We start from the raw sequence: 15,971 nt of genomic DNA, 5'->3' as shown, positions 1-15,971 counted from the left end.
GGATTATGAGATGGCACTAATTATTGGCCTAACAGGTAGTATTGCAAGTGGAAAGAGTACGGTTAGTTTAATGTTTGATGAATTTCGAATACCAGTTGTGGATGCTGATAAAATAGCCAGGGAGGTAGTGTATCCTGGTGAAGAAGCGTATAACAAAATTATTGAGACATTTGGAACCCATTTATTACGGGAAGATAAAACATTAAATCGTAAAAAACTTGGAGAAATTGTATTTGATGACCAAGAAAAATTAGAAACTTTAAATCAAATAGTTCATCCGGCAATACGTAAAAGGATCATAGAAAAACGTGATGGGTTTGTTCAAGATGGGGCTTCATGTGTGGTATTAGATATTCCATTATTATTTGAAAGTAACTTAACAAATTTTGTTGATAAAACAATTGTCGTTTATGTAGACGAGAACGTACAGTTACAAAGATTAATGGAACGAGATGAATTTGGTGAAAGTGAAGCATTAAAGCGTATTAAATCACAAATGCCTGTTAAAGAGAAAGCAAAATTAGCTGATGCTGTCATTAATAATAACAGTTCAAAAACAGCCACTTTTGAACAACTGGAAGATATTTTAAGGAAATGGGATGTCATATAGGAAGTCTAGACTTATTGTCTAGACTTTTTGCTTAAGTTTTTGACCTATTTTAAAGAAAATCCGAAAAAACTTATAAAAACAGAATCACATTCATCTGAAATATGTTATACTATTTATTATAAAGGGGTATTAAGTATAACATAAATAGGAGGAAGAGATTCTGATGGGGAAGACGCGTGTTGCAATTAATGGTTTTGGAAGAATTGGAAGAATGGTTTTTAGGCAGGCTATTGTAGATGAGGATGTCGAAGTGGTTGCAATTAATGCAAGATATCCTACCGAAACGCTTGCACACTTAATTAAATATGATAGTATTCATGGTATTTTTCATGGTGAAGTTACTGCGCTTGAATCAGCTATTAAAGTAAATAACAAAATAGTTGAGGTTGTAAATTCAAGAGAACCTAATAAACTACCGTGGAAGGAATTAAACATAGATGTAGTAATTGAAGCTACAGGAAAATTTAAAACGAAAGAAAGTGCTGGATTACATATCCAAGCTGGAGCGAAAAAAGTCGTAATCACAGCACCAGGTAAAGAAATAGATAAGACAATCGTGATGGGAGTAAACGAACATACGTATCAACCAGAATTGGACCATGTCATTTCTAATGCTTCCTGTACAACGAACTGTTTAGCACCGGTAGTAAAAGTATTAGATGATCATTTTACAATTAAAAACGGATTAATGACTACTGTTCATGCGTACACGAATGATCAAAATAATTTAGATAATCCTCATAAAGACTTAAGGCGTGCAAGAAGTTGTGGCCAATCCATTATACCTACATCTACAGGGGCAGCAAAAGCGTTAGGTGAGGTTTTACCACATTTAAACGGTAAATTACATGGAATGGCATTAAGGGTTCCTACACCGAATGTATCATTAGTGGATCTTGTTGTAGACGTGGAAAAGAGTGTAACGGTTGAAGAAGTGAATCGTGTATTTAAACAGTCTTCAAAACAAGAAATGAATGGCATCATTCATTATAGTGAAGAACCACTTGTTTCTATTGATTATACAACAACGGATTTTTCATCTATTATTGATGGCTTATCTACCATGGTTATAGACGGAAATAAAATAAAAGTTTTGGCTTGGTATGATAATGAATGGGGCTATTCGAAACGAGTTCTTGATCTAACCAAATTAGTTGGGATTAGTTTAAAGGAATTTGCTAGAATTTAATACTTTTAAAACCATCTATTTCCACAGTGAATAGATGGTTTTTCTAGTTGCAAAAGATTCATAAACATTATATACTTCTCATGTTACGATTTGAAAACGAAATGATGTTTTCTGCTTAAAGGGTTAGGACCTCATCCGTACTAACTTTCCCCCGTGGCAGAAAATAAAATAAAAGAAGTTTCTAATGTCTTAAGGGGGAATGTAGTAATGGATACAATGGGAAGACACGTAATAGCTGAACTATGGGGATGCAATATAGACAAATTAAATGATATGGGGTTAATCGAACGTATTTTTGTAGATGCTGCTTTAAAAGCAGGGGCAGAGATTCGTGAAGTTGCCTTTCATAAATTTGCGCCACAAGGTGTTAGTGGTGTCGTGATTATTTCGGAATCCCATTTAACGATTCATAGCTTTCCAGAACATGGATATGCAAGTATTGATGTATTTACTTGTGGAGATATTATTGATCCGAATGTTGCAGCAGATTTTATTGCTGAAGCGTTGGAATGTAAGTCTTATGATCGTGTGGAGATACCGCGGGGAATGGGCCCAATAAAAGAAAAAGACTTTGAAAAAGTATATTAATCATAATAAGTTAATCGAAAATCCGATTTTAAATAAGAATAAAAGGGCTGACTCTTCACGTCAGCCCTTTAATTATGTAATTCACTATTACTTTTTTTGTTAGAGGAAATTGTTAAAACGTGTTACAATATAGGGTAAACAATAGGTCGGGGAGAATGGATATGTCGATTAATAGCAAATTTCGTACTTTTTTTGGTAACCATTTAGAAACGGGTGAGGATCGCTTAGATAAGTCATTGAAAACACGTTATTATAAAGCAATGAAAGATAAGGTTTTTCAAACGCTTGAAAACTTCTTTCAAGCTAGTTCTGAATTCGAAATAAATTCTTTATCAAAAGAACGTGGGGAAATGAGTGTTATTACAAAAAAAGGAAAAAGAGCTTTTATTGTAGTAACAGTCATTATGGTAAGCCCTAATAAAACTGCTGTTGATTTTTCGGTATCTTTAGATTCCGCGATTCCATTGAATTTTGGATATATTACTAAATTAATTAATCGACTATATGATAATTTAAATAAAGAGTTACCGCAACTTTAAATACACCAAGTTTGATAACGATGAATGGGGTTGTAAGGATGAAGTGTCCCAACTGTCAATATAAAAACACAAAAGTTTTTGATTCGCGTCCCACTGATGAAGGAAGATCCATACGTAGACGCCGAGAATGTGAAAACTGTAATTATCGTTTCACTACTTTTGAAAGAATGGAAGAGCCACCTTTAATTGTTGTGAAAAAAGATGGAGTAAGACAAGAATTTTCAAGAGATAAATTAATAAGGGGATTAATAAGGGCTTGCGAAAAAAGACCTGTTCCGTTAGAAAAAATTGAATCAATTGCTTTAGATGTTGAAAAAGAATTGAGAAATGCAGGTTATTCTGAAGTAGATAGTAAGGATGTTGGCGAGAAAGTGATGGATCGCTTGGCGGAAATAGATGAAGTTGCTTATGTAAGGTTTGCTTCTGTTTATCGTCAATTTAAAGATATCACTGTATTTTTAGAGGAATTAAAAGACCTTATTAACGTTGACAGGAAAAATGAATAAAGAGTACTACATAGATAAGGGTGAGAAGATTTGAACTTTATTGGACAAATATTACCGGTTGATGGGTACTATGTATTATTAAAGGATCAATTAACCGCTGATTATACAACATCATTAACTCATCTGTATCAACCGTTAATAGGGATGCAAGCAGTTATGCTGTATCAAACTCTTTTACATGAATTAGAATTCCAGAAAGATTCTCCACAAACACATCATACGTTAATGAATTATTTAAACATTCCTTTGGATGAACTATATAAAGCAAGATTAAATTTAGAAGGAATTGGTTTATTAAAGACCTATAAAAAACAATTAGAGCAGTCAACTATGTTTACTTATGAAATACAATGTCCTTTTTCACCTAATGATTTCTTTCATGATGCAATGCTATCTCAATTACTATATCATCAATTAGGGCATGAGAAGTTTTCTATGCTTAAAAATAGATATAAAGTGACTACTCATGGGGATTTAGGAGAAAATATTACGGCATCCTTTAACGATGTATTTCAAACTTTTACTCCAACGCTAGAAGTTGTAAAACCTATATCTAGTAATGATTTAAATAATGATACAACCAATTCTGTTGATTTGCATTGGATGGAACAAATGTTAAAGCAAAGAATGATCCCAGTTGGACAAGTTTTAACACCTGATAATCGGAAATTAATTTCACAAATGATGGAATTATATGATTTGGATAACTATGAAATAGAAAAATCTATTTTATGGGCATTAAACGAGGAAAACCTCTTAGATTGTGATGAATTCAAAAATGCCTGTCATGATTTATTTAAATCTAAGCATAACAATGCTACTATAAAATTAACGGAAAGAATTACTTTTCCTAAGCAGAAGGAACAAACGGAACCGAAAACCAAAGAGGAAATGTTAATTCAAAAATTAGAAACTATTTCGCCTAAACAGTTGTTAGAAGATTTGTCTGGTGGCCATCAAGCTTCCGAACAGGATATGAAGATTATACGCGATGTCATGACTTCTCAAGGATTACCTTCACCAGTAATGAATGTTCTTATACATTATGTTTTATTACAATCAGATATGAAATTATCCAAAGCCTATTTAGAAAAAATTGCTAGTCACTGGTCACGAGCGAAAATTAAGACTGCAAAAGAGGCAATGGAATTCGCTAAAAAAGAAAGAGATAAATTTCAAAAAACGAATAATAAAAAACAAAATTACAATTATACCAAAAGAAATACAAAGGAAATTATTCCGGATTGGTTTAAAGAAAGAAAGGGTAATCGTAAGGAAAGTCAAACAGAAAATCCACCAATAAATTCCAAACAACCAATAGTAAACTTAGAAGAAGAAAAGGCAAAATTACATGCTTTGTTAAATCAAAAGCAGAAAAATAATTGATCTCAAGGATGGTTTATATGGAACCTATTCAAAGCTCTTTATCAAAGTGGATGAAAGAGAATAAAAATTTTCAGGAAAATTACACTAAAATAAGGAGTGAAGTTTTAAACGACCCTGAAATTAAGGAGTTTTTATCTTTACATCCAGAAATATCAAATAGTGAACTAAATAAAAGTTTAGTAAAGCTGTATGAATATAAGACCCAATCTAAGCAATGTGATCAATGCAGCTCTTTTAATGAATGTCAAAACATGTTGCAAGGGTACTCGCCTATTCTGCAAGTGGAAAATGGCGAAATTCATCTTGCTTATGAAAAATGTCATAGCCGTATTATGATAGAAAAAGAACAATCTCAACAACAACTTGTTCAAAGTGTCCATGTGCCCAAAGAGATATTACAAGCATCGATAAATAACATTGATGATGATAAAAATCGAAATAACGGGGTTATGGAAATGTTTAATTTTTTACGTGAAGCAAGTAATAAGTTGCCACGTAAGGGTATTTACTTTTATGGACCTTTTGGGGTTGGTAAAACATATTTCCTCGGTGCATTAGCGAATGAGTTAAAGAAAATGAACATCTCATCTATGATTATTTATATGCCAGAGTTTGTCCGCGAAATTAAGTCATCTTTTAAAAATGATACAACAAATGAAAAGATAGAATACTTTAAAAAAGCAGATGTACTTATGTTGGATGATATTGGTGCAGAAATGCAGTCATCTTGGTTTCGGGATGAGATTTTAGGTTCTGTATTACAATACCGAATGATGGAACAGTTACCTGTTTGTTTTACAAGTAATTATAGTTTAGAACAGTTGGAAGGAGTTTTGGCTTCTACTAGGGATGGTGTAGAGAAAGTCAAAGCCGGAAGAATTATCGAACGAATAAGACAAGTAAGTAAAGAAGTGCCAATATATGGAGAAAATAGAAGAAACTAACGTAAACTAGTATGTAAAAGTACTAGTTTTTCCTTTTTGGCAGTAAGAAAAATACTAGTTTCTGTGGTTTAATCATTTTTTTACACCTTTGTCCATATAATGTAACAGTTTGATTGTGGATGAGGGTGATGGTATTTGCTTGGGGTATATTTTGAATCAGAAAAAGAAGTACTAATATTTTGTGAAAAATTATTCCAACGTGATAAAAATATTGAATTGCATTGGAAACATCAAGAAGAATGGGGGATTCTTCTCCAAATTGAATCAGAAATACATGATTGCAAATTCGTAAATGTAATGGCGAAATTGATGGCTGAAGTATTCATTGGACATCGATTAGGAAACATGATTAAAGACATTATTAAGAAAAAATATTATTTTTCAGATTATGAAGAGATAAAAAGGATTCATGAAATAACAAATTGGATATTGTCAGGGAATAATGCTGAAAGTTTTCTGCACCTAGAAAGAACTGAAAGGGATCACCCGAAGGATTTATTGGAAGGATTATTTTTAAATCATATAAAAGATACAGATACTATACATTATGATTCCATCGTAAAGTTTGGGCTAAAAGAATTCAGGAATGAAATGATTGATTATGTAGGACTAGCGATAGACGAATATAAGAGAGAAGAAGAACATCAAGCGTTTATTAACTCTTTACGCACATATATTAGCCAAAAGGATCCTGGAATTCCAGTCATTCATATTTTACAAGGTAGTTCATTTTCCTTTTATTCAGAAGATGGAGAAGTCCTTTCAAAAATGGATTTACAAACTTTAATGCAGAAAGAACCCTTATACCTATTTGGATTAGATGAAACTGAAATGAATTTATCGCCACTAATTGCGATGGCGCCAGAGAAAGTAAAAATCTACGGTGATGATCCCGCCGAACCAAAAACATTAACCGTCATTAATGTTTTCCAAGAAAAAGCGGAATTCCAACCTACTCGAGAATTTCCTTTTTATAATATGAAAAACCAATAGCACTTGCAATTATAATTTTATAGAGCTATAATACACTTTAGATTGATTATTGAAGTTAAAAGTTACGATAAGGACATGATTATTTTGGATACATATAGATTAGAGAGGGAAGTCGTTTGGCTGAAAGCTTCCTCTATAGGCCTGAATAATTACCACCTTTGAACTCTTTTCCAGAAGTTATAGTAAGGAATAGCGTATCATCTGCGTTAAAGATGTAGAGCCGCTAATTTTAGCGGGAACTAGGGTGGAACCACGAACTATTATACTACGCTCGTCCCTTTTGCGTTATGCAATTGGGATGGGCGTTTTTTAATTTAATATATGTTTACAGATAGAAAGGAGCAAGCAACATGGCAGAAGAAATTAAAATAATATTTCCAGATGGTAATGAAAAAGGATTTCCAATTGGAACAACTGGTGAGGAGATTGCAGCATCCATTTCTCCAGGATTAAAGAAACAAGCTATAGCTATTAAATTAGATGGTGAACAAGTAGATTTAAGACGCGAACTTGATCGTGGTGGGAAAATAGAAATCTTAACTTATAAAAATAATGAATCTATAGATATCATGCGCCATTCCACAGCACATTTAATGGCTCAAGCGATTAAACGATTATATAAAGACGTTCAATTTGGTGTTGGACCTGTAATTGATGAAGGATTTTATTATGATTTAGACATGGAATATAAAATCACCCCAGAGGATCTTCCTAAGATCGAAAAAGAAATGAAACGTATTGTCGATGAGAATCTTGAAATTAAGCGAGTAGAAGTTTCACGTGAAGAAGCGAAAGAACGTTTTCGCGAAATTAATGATGAACTGAAACTTGAATTAATTGATGATATTCCAGAAGGGGAACAAGTGACTATTTATGAGCAAGGTGAATACTTTGATCTATGTCGAGGAATTCACGTTCCTTCCACAAGTAAAATTAAAGCATTTAAACTTTTAAGTATTTCAGGAGCTTACTGGCGTGGGGATAGCAATAATAAGCAGCTTCAACGTATTTATGGAACTGCATTTGAAAAACAAAGTCAATTGGACGAGTATCTTCATATTTTAGAAGAACGTAAGGAACGTGATCATCGTAAGCTAGGTAAAGAATTAGGGATTTTTACCGTCTCTCAAAAAGTTGGACAAGGTCTACCGTTATGGCTTCCTAAAGGGGCAACTATTCGTCGTACAATCGAACGTTATATTGTGGATTTGGAAGAACGTTTAGGATATGATCACGTTTATACACCTGTACTGGGGAGTAAGGAGCTATATGAGACAAGTGGACATTGGGATCATTATGATGATGATATGTTCCCACCGATGGAAATGGATAATGAAACATTAGTATTGCGTCCAATGAATTGTCCACATCATATGATGGTATTTAAAAATCAACTATGGAGCTACCGTCAATTACCAGTAAGAATTGCAGAACTTGGAACGATGCATCGTTATGAAATGAGTGGTGCGTTAGCGGGACTTCAACGTGTTCGTGCAATGACTTTAAATGACGCTCATATCTTCGCTAGACCAGATCAATTAAAAGAAGAATTTACTCGTGTTGTAGAATTAATTCAACATGTATATAAAGACTTTGGAATTGAAGATTACTATTTCCGTCTTTCTTATCGTGATCCAGAGGATAAGGAAAAATATATTGACGACGATGAAATGTGGGAAAAAACACAATCCACTTTAAAACAAACAATGGACGACTTGAATTTGGATTATGTGGAAGCAGAGGGAGAAGCAGCATTCTATGGTCCAAAATTAGATGTACAAGTTAAAACTGCTTTAGGTAAGGATGAAACATTATCTACTGTTCAATTAGATGTTTTATTACCTGAGCGATTTGATTTATCTTATATTGGTGAAGACGGGAAAGAACATCGTCCTGTTGTTATTCACCGCGGTGTCGTTTCTACTATGGAACGTTTTGTTGCATTCTTAATTGAAGAATATAAGGGTGCTTTCCCAACTTGGCTTGCCCCAGTACAAGTGAAAGTAATCCCTGTTTCTCCGCAGATTCATTTAGATTATGCGAAGGAAGTTGCGGATAAATTAAGAAGACAAGGTGTTCGTATTGAAGTGGATGAAAGAGATGAGAAAATCGGCTATAAGATTCGTGAAGCACAAACTCAAAAAATACCTTTCATGCTCGTTTTAGGTGACAAAGAAATTGAAAATAATGCCGTAAATGTTCGTCGTTATGGAGAACAAAAATCAGAAACAATTTCCTATGAGGATTTTGAAAATCTTATTCAAAAGGAAATTACAGAACGCAAATTACGTAATAAATAAAGAAGACTTCCATCAAGTTGGGCTTTTCTTTCATCCCCACTGATGGCTAGTCGTACTTATCGGACCTTTACGGGCTGCTCGTCTAGGTGCGATAAATGCAATGGTAGGCCAAGTATGTATTTACACATACTTGGCCTTTGTCGTGAAATATGGTAAAATATGATTAATATCATTCGACTGAGAAAAATATTTGACTAGGTTTCTTAAGTGTGATATACTTTAAAAGTTGAAAATTAAATGATCTCAAAGACAAGTAGAAGCACCCGCTTCTCACCTGTTCGACGCACGTTTCGTGTAGTTGACTGGTTCCAAATTTATTATGTGTAATTGGAATGTGTGGGTGTATTACCGACACTTTTTTTCATGTATGAAGACTTGTCAAATAGATCAGTATCGAAAAAACTTTGGAGGTGTCTGACTATTAGCAAAGATATGAACGTCAATGAAAAGATTCGTGCAAGAGAAGTACGACTTATCGATTCAAATGGGGATCAACTTGGTGTGAAAACACGTCAAGAAGCGTTGGAGATTGCGCAAACTAGAAACTTGGATTTAGTTTTAGTTGCTCCAAATGCCAAACCGCCTGTATGTCGAATTATGGACTATGGGAAATATCGTTATGAGCAACAGAAAAAGGAAAAAGAAGCTCGTAAAAAACAAAAGATTATTAATATAAAAGAAGTACGGTTTACACCAGGTATTGGCGATCATGACTTCGAAACGAAGGTTAAGAACGCAAAAAAATTCCTTGAAAAGGGAGATAAATTAAAAGCATCCGTTCGTTTCCGAGGACGTGCAATCACACACAAAGAGCTAGGACAAGAGGTTTTAACTCGTCTAGCTGAAGAACTTAAAGATGTTGCGACAATTGAATCCAAACCGAAAATGGAAGGTCGTAATATGTTTATGATGCTCGCTCCGATTAGTGAAAAGAAGTAATAGATGCAACATTACGAGGAGGAAATAAATTATGCCTAAAATGAAAACTCATAAAGGGACTCAAAAACGTTTTACAAGAACTGGTTCTGGAAAATTAAAAAGATCTCATGCATACACTAGTCACTTATTTGCTAACAAATCTCAAAAGCAAAAACGTAAACTACGTAAAAGTGCTGTTGTATCTACTGGGGACTACAAACGTATCAAAACAATGTTACCTAAATAATTAGACTATTAATGATAAATATAGATTCGGAAATGTATTAGGAGGGAATTAATATGCCACGTGTAAAAGGTGGAACAGTAACGCGCCAACGTCGTAAACGCGTATTAAAATTAGCTAAAGGTTATTATGGTTCAAAGAGAACTCTATTTAAAACTGCAAAACAACAAGTAATTAAATCTGGTCAATATGCTTATCGTGACCGTAGACAAAGAAAACGTGACTTCCGTAAATTATGGATTGCACGTATTAATGCAGCTGCTCGTCTAAACGGTATCTCTTACAGCAAATTAATGCACGGACTTAAAGTAGCTGGAATTGACATTAACCGTAAAATGTTATCCGATTTAGCAGTTAACGATGAAAAAGCATTTGCTCAGTTAGTAGAACAAGCAAAAGGTGCTTTAAAATAATTTGAAATAAGCCGAATCCATTTAGACATGGGTTCGGTTTTTTATTGCAAACTAGGAGGAAAAAAGTGAATTCCATCATCTATTATATTTTAGGGGTAAACATTGTTGGGTTTATTTTAATGGGAGTAGATAAACAAAAAGCAGTGAAACAAAAATACCGAATACCAGAAAGAACTTTTTGGATCATCGCTTTGTTAGGTGGAGCACCAGGAACCTATATTGGGATGCAACGATACCGTCATAAAACGAAACATAAATCTTTTACAATTGGAATGCCAATCTTCATCATTTTAAACTTCTTTTTGTTTTTCTATTTGTCAGGTCTTGCTAGTTGAACCTTATCATAAATAGCATTTAAGGTCATATAAATGAATAGAAGGTAGAAATCTGAAGTGCAGGGTACTTTTCTCAGGGAGAACAGCTAGAAACTGGCAAAAGGAGGAAAGTTATGGAGTACATTGGGAACTATGTAATGGCGTTTATCGAAATGGGAGGATTACTTTCACCGTTATTATTTATTTGTTTTCATTTAATAAGGCCATTATTCTTTCTCCCGGTAGTATTTGTATGTGTCACAGGAGGAATTTTATACGGGCCGATAGCAGGCACTATTTATTCGGTTGTAGGAATAACCTTATCTAGCGTTATATTTTATGGATTAGTTAATCGGATGCCCAAAAAATTAGATAAACTAATCCGATTGAAACAAAAACTACTAGGGAGTAGCACTACATTAAATACATCCCAAATCGCCATACTTAGACTTGTCCCTTTTATTCATTTTCATCTATTGTCTTTATGCATTATGGAAATATCTTCTGGGATGAAGCAGTACACGAAATCATCTTTATTATCTAACATTCCGTTAGCCATCGTTTATACATGTTTAGGCGGATGGATTGCGAATTTATCCCCATTTCATATTTTCATATTTTTAATTGGTTTACTACCTTTCATTTATTTGGTTAGAAGTAAAGAAATTATTATAAAGTGGCGAGACTTTTTCCAGATGAGTACTTAACAAATAAAAGCCGAAAAATCCAAGTTAATTGGTTTTTTCGGCTTAAAATGTTTTTGTGGAAGGTCTAATACTACTCCATTTTCGTAATAAGTATTTCATTTATAGGATGTTTCCATTTGATTTTTGCATGTGGGTATCTAATAAGTATTTCATTTTCTAAGAAATATAAATCCTCGCGAGTAAACCCTTTCAAATCAAATGGGTCACGAATACTAATATCAATATCCACCACTTCAAATGAATCATCCACCACGCCTATATATTTTTCGCCTTCAAAGACACATCTTTTATACACAAGCTTCAAGTTTTTCTTGCTATTATTCGCTTCATCTACCATATAAAAATGGTTAGATTGTTTTGCAATTTTTAATTGTCTTTCTGGGTTTCTAGTGTACTCGATCCATGTATAAATAAGAAAAGCTATCGCGATAAGGATAAGTATACGAAATAAAATAACTATCATTATGATCGACTCCCTATTTAATTCGTTAATCTCCATACGTATTACTTGATACAATAGTTTCACGAATACTAAAAAATCATGGTACAATCAGAACAAAGGCGCAAGCGCCCGTTTATTGACGTATAGACTGGACTGAGCAGTAGGAGATAAAGGAAACACGGTGAGCGTGAGCGAGCCGATGTTGACTTATCGAACGGAGGTGAAGGAAGTCTACTAGTCACTGGGCGCTGGAGCCGGACGTGGCTATTTCTGTATCTAAGTTATACATAGCCATACAAATTTTATAATTTCCCGACAATAAAAAAGAGAGAGTGAGGATATACATTTATGAATTGGGAAGAATTATATTCCATGCAACAAAGTTTAGACAACCATATTGAATCAAATCACCAATTAAAAAATCAAGATTTATTCCAAGAAAAATACTTAGCTTTACTAGTTGAACTTGGTGAGCTTGCTAATGAAACGAGATGTTTTAAGTTTTGGAGCAACAAATCACGAAATAATAATGATATTATTTTGGAAGAATACGTAGATGGTCTTCATTTTATTTTATCACTTGGATTAGAAAAAGGATATCGATACACTAGTAGAAACCTCAGTGAATTAACACGAGCTGCTGAAACGGAACAATTTAATATAGTATTTGAATCTTGTATAAATTTTTATAAAAATGTATCAAAGGAAACTTATGAACAGCTATTTATGAATTTCTTACTACTAGGAGAAGTATTAGGGTTCAGTGAATCTGACATACAAGTTGCTTATTATAAGAAGAATGAAATAAATTTTGAAAGACAAAATAAAGGATATTAATGTTTGCCCCGCCTAAAAGGGCAGTAAGACTCCCATCTCAAGCTTCTGGGGAAATAAAGAAGGCAGGTGGGAGATCAACTGCCCATAATGGTCCGATAAGTGCGACTAACCATCAGTGGAGGATGAAGGAACGCCCCACTGATGGGAGTCTTCTTTATACAAGGCTCACAATAATAGAAGGAGGTTATATATATGACACAATTAGATGAAACGTTAATCATGCTTAAGGATTTAACCGATGCAAGAGGAATTCCGGGGAATGAGAAAGAAGTTCGTGAAGTTTTTGAAAAATACATTTCACCATACGCGGATGAAATCGAATATGATAATTTAGGTAGTACCATTGCCAAAAAAGTAGGAGATTCCAACGGCCCCAAAATTATGATTGCTGGGCATTTAGATGAAGTTGGTTTTATGGTTACACGAATTGATGAGAAGGGTTATGTATATTTCCAAACAGTTGGTGGCTGGTGGAGTCAAGTGATGTTGGCGCAACGAGTAACCATTCTAGGAGCAAAAGGAGATATAACAGGGGTGATTGGCTCAAAACCACCTCATATTCTTCCGCCAGAAGTACGGAAAAAACCTTATGAAATTAAGGATATGTTTATTGATATTGGTGCTTCTAGTAAGAAAGAAGCAGAAGAATTTGGTGTAAAACCTGGACAATCTATCGTACCTTACTTTGAATTTACACCGTTGAAAAATGAAAAAATGCTATTAGCAAAGGCTTGGGATAATCGCATTGGATTGGCAATCGCAATTGAAGTTTTAAAACAACTGAAAGATGTAAACCATCCAAATGTTGTCTATGGTGTTGGCGATGTGCAAGAAGAGGTTGGTCTTAGAGGTGCGAAAACGGCAGCTAATAAAATACAGCCTGACATTGGCTTTGGCGTAGATGTAGGGATTGCTGGAGATACTCCAGGGATAAAACCATCTGAAGCCGACAGCAAGCTAGGTGAAGGACCTCAAATCATGTTATACGATGGTTCCATGGTTTCCCATAAAGGTCTACGTGACTTATTTATTGAAACTGCAGAAGAAAAAAATATTCCATTCCAATATGCAGCTCTATCAGGTGGTGGGACGGATTCGGGCTCAATCCATCTAACCGCAAATGGTGTTCCGTCACTTTCCATCACCATTGCAACACGTTATATTCATTCTCATGCCGGTATTCTACATCGAGATGATTTTGAGAATGCAGTAAAGCTAATTGTGGAGGTAATCAAGAAATTAGATGCTGAAACGCTTAAAAAATTAATATTTGCATAAGTATGAAACAAGGCTTAGAGAATTTTTACTCAAAGCCTTGTTTTTTGAAAAGCAGTCAAAGAGATTTGCTATATATTTAAGTGCAGTGAAGTAATCTACATAAAAAAATCAACTTTTAACCCCGTCTTAAAATCAGTACGGGGTTATGCTGTTTGAGGTTTTAAAATTAAATAATTCGATTGTCACTTTACAATTGAATATATAAGGATAAAAAATCTATAAACTCTTACCGAGTATACTTAATGTAACTGCTTTAAAGATATCATTTGGAAATTAATTATCCAGAGTACACGCTATCACATGTTCCAGCCGCGGGTTCATAAAAACAATGTTGTTTAAATTGACCAGCAAATGGTTGATTGTACCATGTGGGAGGGCATGGAGCATATGGATTAAAGTACCAAAGGGCATATTTCGCTGGTTGTTTTCTCCAATATTCCAAATTCTGTCTTGCTAACCTTCTTTCAGATTCTCTTGCTCTTTGGTAAAAAACATTGCCTTTTTGAACAGCTTCAAATGAGAAATTTCCTCCTTGCACTTGAAAAATAACATCTTCAATTGTTCTTAACTCATTAAAGTCCACACAATCTGCTACAGCACGATTAACAATTACATTTCCTACATATAGCATCCCTAGTTTACCTTCGCCTTCAGCTTCAGCTCGCATCATCCTTGCCATTAAGTTAACGTCTGCGTTTCGGTAAGCAACTCTTGCCATTTTTTCCACCTCCAGAATATAGTATGAAAAAAAGTTAAATTAATGACATTGTGTGTTAAAAAACTTGGCATTTATCCCATCTTAAGCATCTGGGGAAACAAAAAGGTAGGTGGGAGATCAACTGCCCGTAAAGATCCAATAAGTGCGATTAACTGTTATCACGGCCAAAAGAGCAAGCAATCGTCGAAGAAATGTCCGTGACACGTGTTATCACGGCCAAAAGAGCAAGCAATCGTCGAAGAAATGTCCGTGACACGTGCTATCACGGCCAAAAGAGCATGCAATCACAGAAGAAAAGTCCGTGATGCCATCAGTGGGGATAAATGGAACCCCACTGACGGTTATTCTTCTTTATACATTCCTAACAACGTAAAAAAACCTCAAGCAAAGACTTTCGCTTGAGGTTTAATGTATGTTTAGGCTAAGTAATGATTCATTATCTTCCGAACGTAATTTTGTGTTTCTTTAAATGGGGGGATTCCGTTATATTTATCTACATTACCGGGACCAGCATTGTAAGCTGCTAATGCTAATTCTGTATTTCCATTATACCGGGATAACATCTGGGCTAAATATCTGGTACCACCCTCGATATTTTGCTTAACATCAAAAGGATTGGTAACCCCTAATCCTTTTGCGGTTGCTGGCATTAACTGCATTAGCCCTTGGGCACCTACTGAACTTCTAGCATAAGGGTTATAGTTTGATTCTTGTTTAATAACAGAGTGAATCAATTTCTCATCTATTTTATATTTACGAGCTATTTCTGTAATTTCAGCATCGTATGAAGAGGTAGGTATGTATGCTTTCTCCATTTTATTAGGTAAGCTCGGTAAAGGATTTGGCTGTTTTTCCTTAATATTTTGATCCGCTATTAGTTCGTTCATTTTATCTTGTAATATATGCTTAAACGTTAGTTCAGCCATAGGGGAACTTTTTACTGAAGAGTTAAAGTGAGAAGTCATATTCACAATAGCTTGAAGTTGAATAAATTGTTGTAAGTCTCTTATTTCCATTTGGTATTCCCCTTTCGTATATTTACTAT

The 15,971-nt window shown here is 34.4% G+C and carries 19 protein-coding genes and 2 other annotated features; of the genes, 16 read left to right on the top strand and 3 right to left on the bottom strand.

What is annotated here, in order from left to right; all coding sequences use genetic code 11:
* Positions 1 to 10 precede the first annotated feature (10 nt).
* From coaE to KM885_RS02245, 14 genes are all read left to right on the top strand, one after another.
* Entirely contained in the window at positions 11 to 610 is a 600-nt protein-coding gene (gene coaE, locus KM885_RS02310) for a dephospho-CoA kinase (RefSeq protein ID WP_047185376.1), read from the top strand.
* 163 nt (positions 611 to 773) lie between these two features.
* On the top strand, positions 774 to 1,799 hold the full coding sequence (locus tag KM885_RS02305) for a glyceraldehyde-3-phosphate dehydrogenase (RefSeq protein ID WP_204797699.1): 1,026 nt from the start codon (positions 774 to 776) through the stop codon (positions 1,797 to 1,799).
* Positions 1,800 to 2,006: 207 nt separating this feature from the next.
* Complete coding sequence (gene speD / locus KM885_RS02300; RefSeq protein ID WP_047185374.1) at positions 2,007 to 2,387, top strand: adenosylmethionine decarboxylase; 381 nt, start codon at positions 2,007 to 2,009, stop codon at positions 2,385 to 2,387.
* Between the two features lie 161 nt (positions 2,388 to 2,548).
* Positions 2,549 to 2,926 carry a hypothetical protein gene (locus tag KM885_RS02295; protein ID WP_047185373.1) on the top strand — a complete coding sequence of 126 codons (378 nt, stop codon included), beginning with the start codon at positions 2,549 to 2,551 and terminating at the stop codon, positions 2,924 to 2,926.
* 38 nt (positions 2,927 to 2,964) lie between these two features.
* On the top strand, positions 2,965 to 3,432 hold the full coding sequence (nrdR, locus tag KM885_RS02290) for a transcriptional regulator NrdR (protein ID WP_047185372.1): 468 nt from the start codon (positions 2,965 to 2,967) through the stop codon (positions 3,430 to 3,432).
* Positions 3,433 to 3,462: 30 nt separating this feature from the next.
* Positions 3,463 to 4,818, top strand: a complete 1,356-nt coding sequence (locus tag KM885_RS02285) for a replication initiation and membrane attachment family protein (protein WP_047185371.1) — start codon at positions 3,463 to 3,465, stop codon at positions 4,816 to 4,818.
* Positions 4,819 to 4,835: 17 nt separating this feature from the next.
* A complete protein-coding gene (dnaI, locus tag KM885_RS02280) occupies positions 4,836 to 5,762 on the top strand; it encodes a primosomal protein DnaI (protein WP_047185370.1) in 927 nt (308 codons plus the stop codon).
* Between the two features lie 135 nt (positions 5,763 to 5,897).
* Positions 5,898 to 6,755, top strand: a complete 858-nt coding sequence (gene ytxC, locus KM885_RS02275; protein ID WP_047185369.1) for a sporulation protein YtxC — start codon at positions 5,898 to 5,900, stop codon at positions 6,753 to 6,755.
* Between the two features lie 55 nt (positions 6,756 to 6,810).
* Positions 6,811 to 7,037, top strand: a binding site (T-box leader).
* Between the two features lie 68 nt (positions 7,038 to 7,105).
* Entirely contained in the window at positions 7,106 to 9,055 is a 1,950-nt protein-coding gene (gene thrS, locus KM885_RS02270) for a threonine--tRNA ligase (protein ID WP_204797698.1), read from the top strand.
* Between the two features lie 245 nt (positions 9,056 to 9,300).
* Positions 9,301 to 9,422, top strand: a sequence feature (ribosomal protein L20 leader region).
* A gap of 65 nt (positions 9,423 to 9,487) precedes the next feature.
* Positions 9,488 to 9,994 carry a translation initiation factor IF-3 gene (gene infC, locus KM885_RS02265; protein ID WP_047185366.1) on the top strand — a complete coding sequence of 169 codons (507 nt, stop codon included), beginning with the start codon at positions 9,488 to 9,490 and terminating at the stop codon, positions 9,992 to 9,994.
* Between the two features lie 31 nt (positions 9,995 to 10,025).
* On the top strand, positions 10,026 to 10,220 hold the full coding sequence (gene rpmI / locus KM885_RS02260) for a 50S ribosomal protein L35 (protein ID WP_047185365.1): 195 nt from the start codon (positions 10,026 to 10,028) through the stop codon (positions 10,218 to 10,220).
* A 53-nt stretch (positions 10,221 to 10,273) separates the two neighbouring features.
* Positions 10,274 to 10,630 (top strand): 50S ribosomal protein L20, encoded by a 357-nt coding sequence (rplT, locus tag KM885_RS02255; protein WP_047185364.1) that lies wholly within the window; start codon positions 10,274 to 10,276, stop codon positions 10,628 to 10,630.
* Between the two features lie 65 nt (positions 10,631 to 10,695).
* On the top strand, positions 10,696 to 10,965 hold the full coding sequence (locus KM885_RS02250) for a DUF1294 domain-containing protein (protein WP_225344043.1): 270 nt from the start codon (positions 10,696 to 10,698) through the stop codon (positions 10,963 to 10,965).
* Between the two features lie 113 nt (positions 10,966 to 11,078).
* A complete protein-coding gene (locus KM885_RS02245; protein ID WP_047185362.1) occupies positions 11,079 to 11,651 on the top strand; it encodes a TVP38/TMEM64 family protein in 573 nt (190 codons plus the stop codon).
* Between the two features lie 70 nt (positions 11,652 to 11,721).
* Here the strand turns inward: KM885_RS02245 and KM885_RS02240 are convergent, their stop codons facing one another.
* The gene (locus KM885_RS02240; RefSeq protein WP_047185361.1) at positions 11,722 to 12,114 is read right to left on the bottom strand and encodes a hypothetical protein; all 393 of its coding nucleotides are present in this window, start codon (positions 12,112 to 12,114) and stop codon (positions 11,722 to 11,724) included.
* Between the two features lie 327 nt (positions 12,115 to 12,441).
* Between KM885_RS02240 and KM885_RS02235 the strand changes: the two genes are divergently transcribed.
* Both KM885_RS02235 and KM885_RS02230 read left to right on the top strand, forming a co-directional pair.
* Entirely contained in the window at positions 12,442 to 12,930 is a 489-nt protein-coding gene (locus KM885_RS02235) for a dUTP diphosphatase (protein ID WP_047185360.1), read from the top strand.
* Between the two features lie 192 nt (positions 12,931 to 13,122).
* Positions 13,123 to 14,208: a M42 family metallopeptidase gene (locus KM885_RS02230; protein ID WP_204797697.1), complete on the top strand. Its 1,086-nt coding sequence runs from the start codon at positions 13,123 to 13,125 to the stop codon at positions 14,206 to 14,208.
* Positions 14,209 to 14,485: 277 nt separating this feature from the next.
* Here the strand turns inward: KM885_RS02230 and KM885_RS02225 are convergent, their stop codons facing one another.
* Positions 14,486 to 14,926 (bottom strand): cell wall hydrolase, encoded by a 441-nt coding sequence (locus tag KM885_RS02225; protein ID WP_204797696.1) that lies wholly within the window; start codon positions 14,924 to 14,926, stop codon positions 14,486 to 14,488.
* Between the two features lie 416 nt (positions 14,927 to 15,342).
* Positions 15,343 to 15,942, bottom strand: a complete 600-nt coding sequence (locus KM885_RS02220; protein WP_047185356.1) for a lytic transglycosylase domain-containing protein — start codon at positions 15,940 to 15,942, stop codon at positions 15,343 to 15,345.
* Positions 15,943 to 15,971 lie beyond the last annotated feature (29 nt).

The sequence above is a fragment of the Oceanobacillus caeni genome (genome assembly GCF_019037185.1).
GTDB classification, from domain to species: Bacteria; Bacillota; Bacilli; order Bacillales; family Amphibacillaceae; genus Oceanobacillus; species Oceanobacillus caeni.
The sequence above is the reverse complement of the archived record's forward strand: the minus strand, read 5'-3'. Positions and strand labels throughout refer to the sequence as shown.

What these genes read in the sequence shown, in the direction of transcription:
- KM885_RS02230 (WP_204797697.1), top strand. Translation starts at nt 13,123, where the DNA reads ATGACACAATTAGATGAAACGTTAATCATGCTTAAGGATTTAACCGAT.
- KM885_RS02235 (WP_047185360.1), top strand. Translation starts at nt 12,442, where the DNA reads ATGAATTGGGAAGAATTATATTCCATGCAACAAAGTTTAGACAACCAT.
- rplT (WP_047185364.1), top strand. Translation starts at nt 10,274, where the DNA reads ATGCCACGTGTAAAAGGTGGAACAGTAACGCGCCAACGTCGTAAACGC.
- thrS (WP_204797698.1), top strand. Translation starts at nt 7,106, where the DNA reads ATGGCAGAAGAAATTAAAATAATATTTCCAGATGGTAATGAAAAAGGA.
- KM885_RS02220 (WP_047185356.1), bottom strand. Translation starts at nt 15,942, where the DNA reads ATGGAAATAAGAGACTTACAACAATTTATTCAACTTCAAGCTATTGTG.
- KM885_RS02305 (WP_204797699.1), top strand. Translation starts at nt 774, where the DNA reads ATGGGGAAGACGCGTGTTGCAATTAATGGTTTTGGAAGAATTGGAAGA.
- coaE (WP_047185376.1), top strand. Translation starts at nt 11, where the DNA reads ATGGCACTAATTATTGGCCTAACAGGTAGTATTGCAAGTGGAAAGAGT.
- nrdR (WP_047185372.1), top strand. Translation starts at nt 2,965, where the DNA reads ATGAAGTGTCCCAACTGTCAATATAAAAACACAAAAGTTTTTGATTCG.
- KM885_RS02225 (WP_204797696.1), bottom strand. Translation starts at nt 14,926, where the DNA reads ATGGCAAGAGTTGCTTACCGAAACGCAGACGTTAACTTAATGGCAAGG.
- dnaI (WP_047185370.1), top strand. Translation starts at nt 4,836, where the DNA reads ATGGAACCTATTCAAAGCTCTTTATCAAAGTGGATGAAAGAGAATAAA.
- KM885_RS02240 (WP_047185361.1), bottom strand. Translation starts at nt 12,114, where the DNA reads ATGATAGTTATTTTATTTCGTATACTTATCCTTATCGCGATAGCTTTT.
- speD (WP_047185374.1), top strand. Translation starts at nt 2,007, where the DNA reads ATGGATACAATGGGAAGACACGTAATAGCTGAACTATGGGGATGCAAT.
- infC (WP_047185366.1), top strand. Translation starts at nt 9,488, where the DNA reads ATGAACGTCAATGAAAAGATTCGTGCAAGAGAAGTACGACTTATCGAT.
- rpmI (WP_047185365.1), top strand. Translation starts at nt 10,026, where the DNA reads ATGCCTAAAATGAAAACTCATAAAGGGACTCAAAAACGTTTTACAAGA.
- KM885_RS02295 (WP_047185373.1), top strand. Translation starts at nt 2,549, where the DNA reads ATGTCGATTAATAGCAAATTTCGTACTTTTTTTGGTAACCATTTAGAA.
- KM885_RS02245 (WP_047185362.1), top strand. Translation starts at nt 11,079, where the DNA reads ATGGAGTACATTGGGAACTATGTAATGGCGTTTATCGAAATGGGAGGA.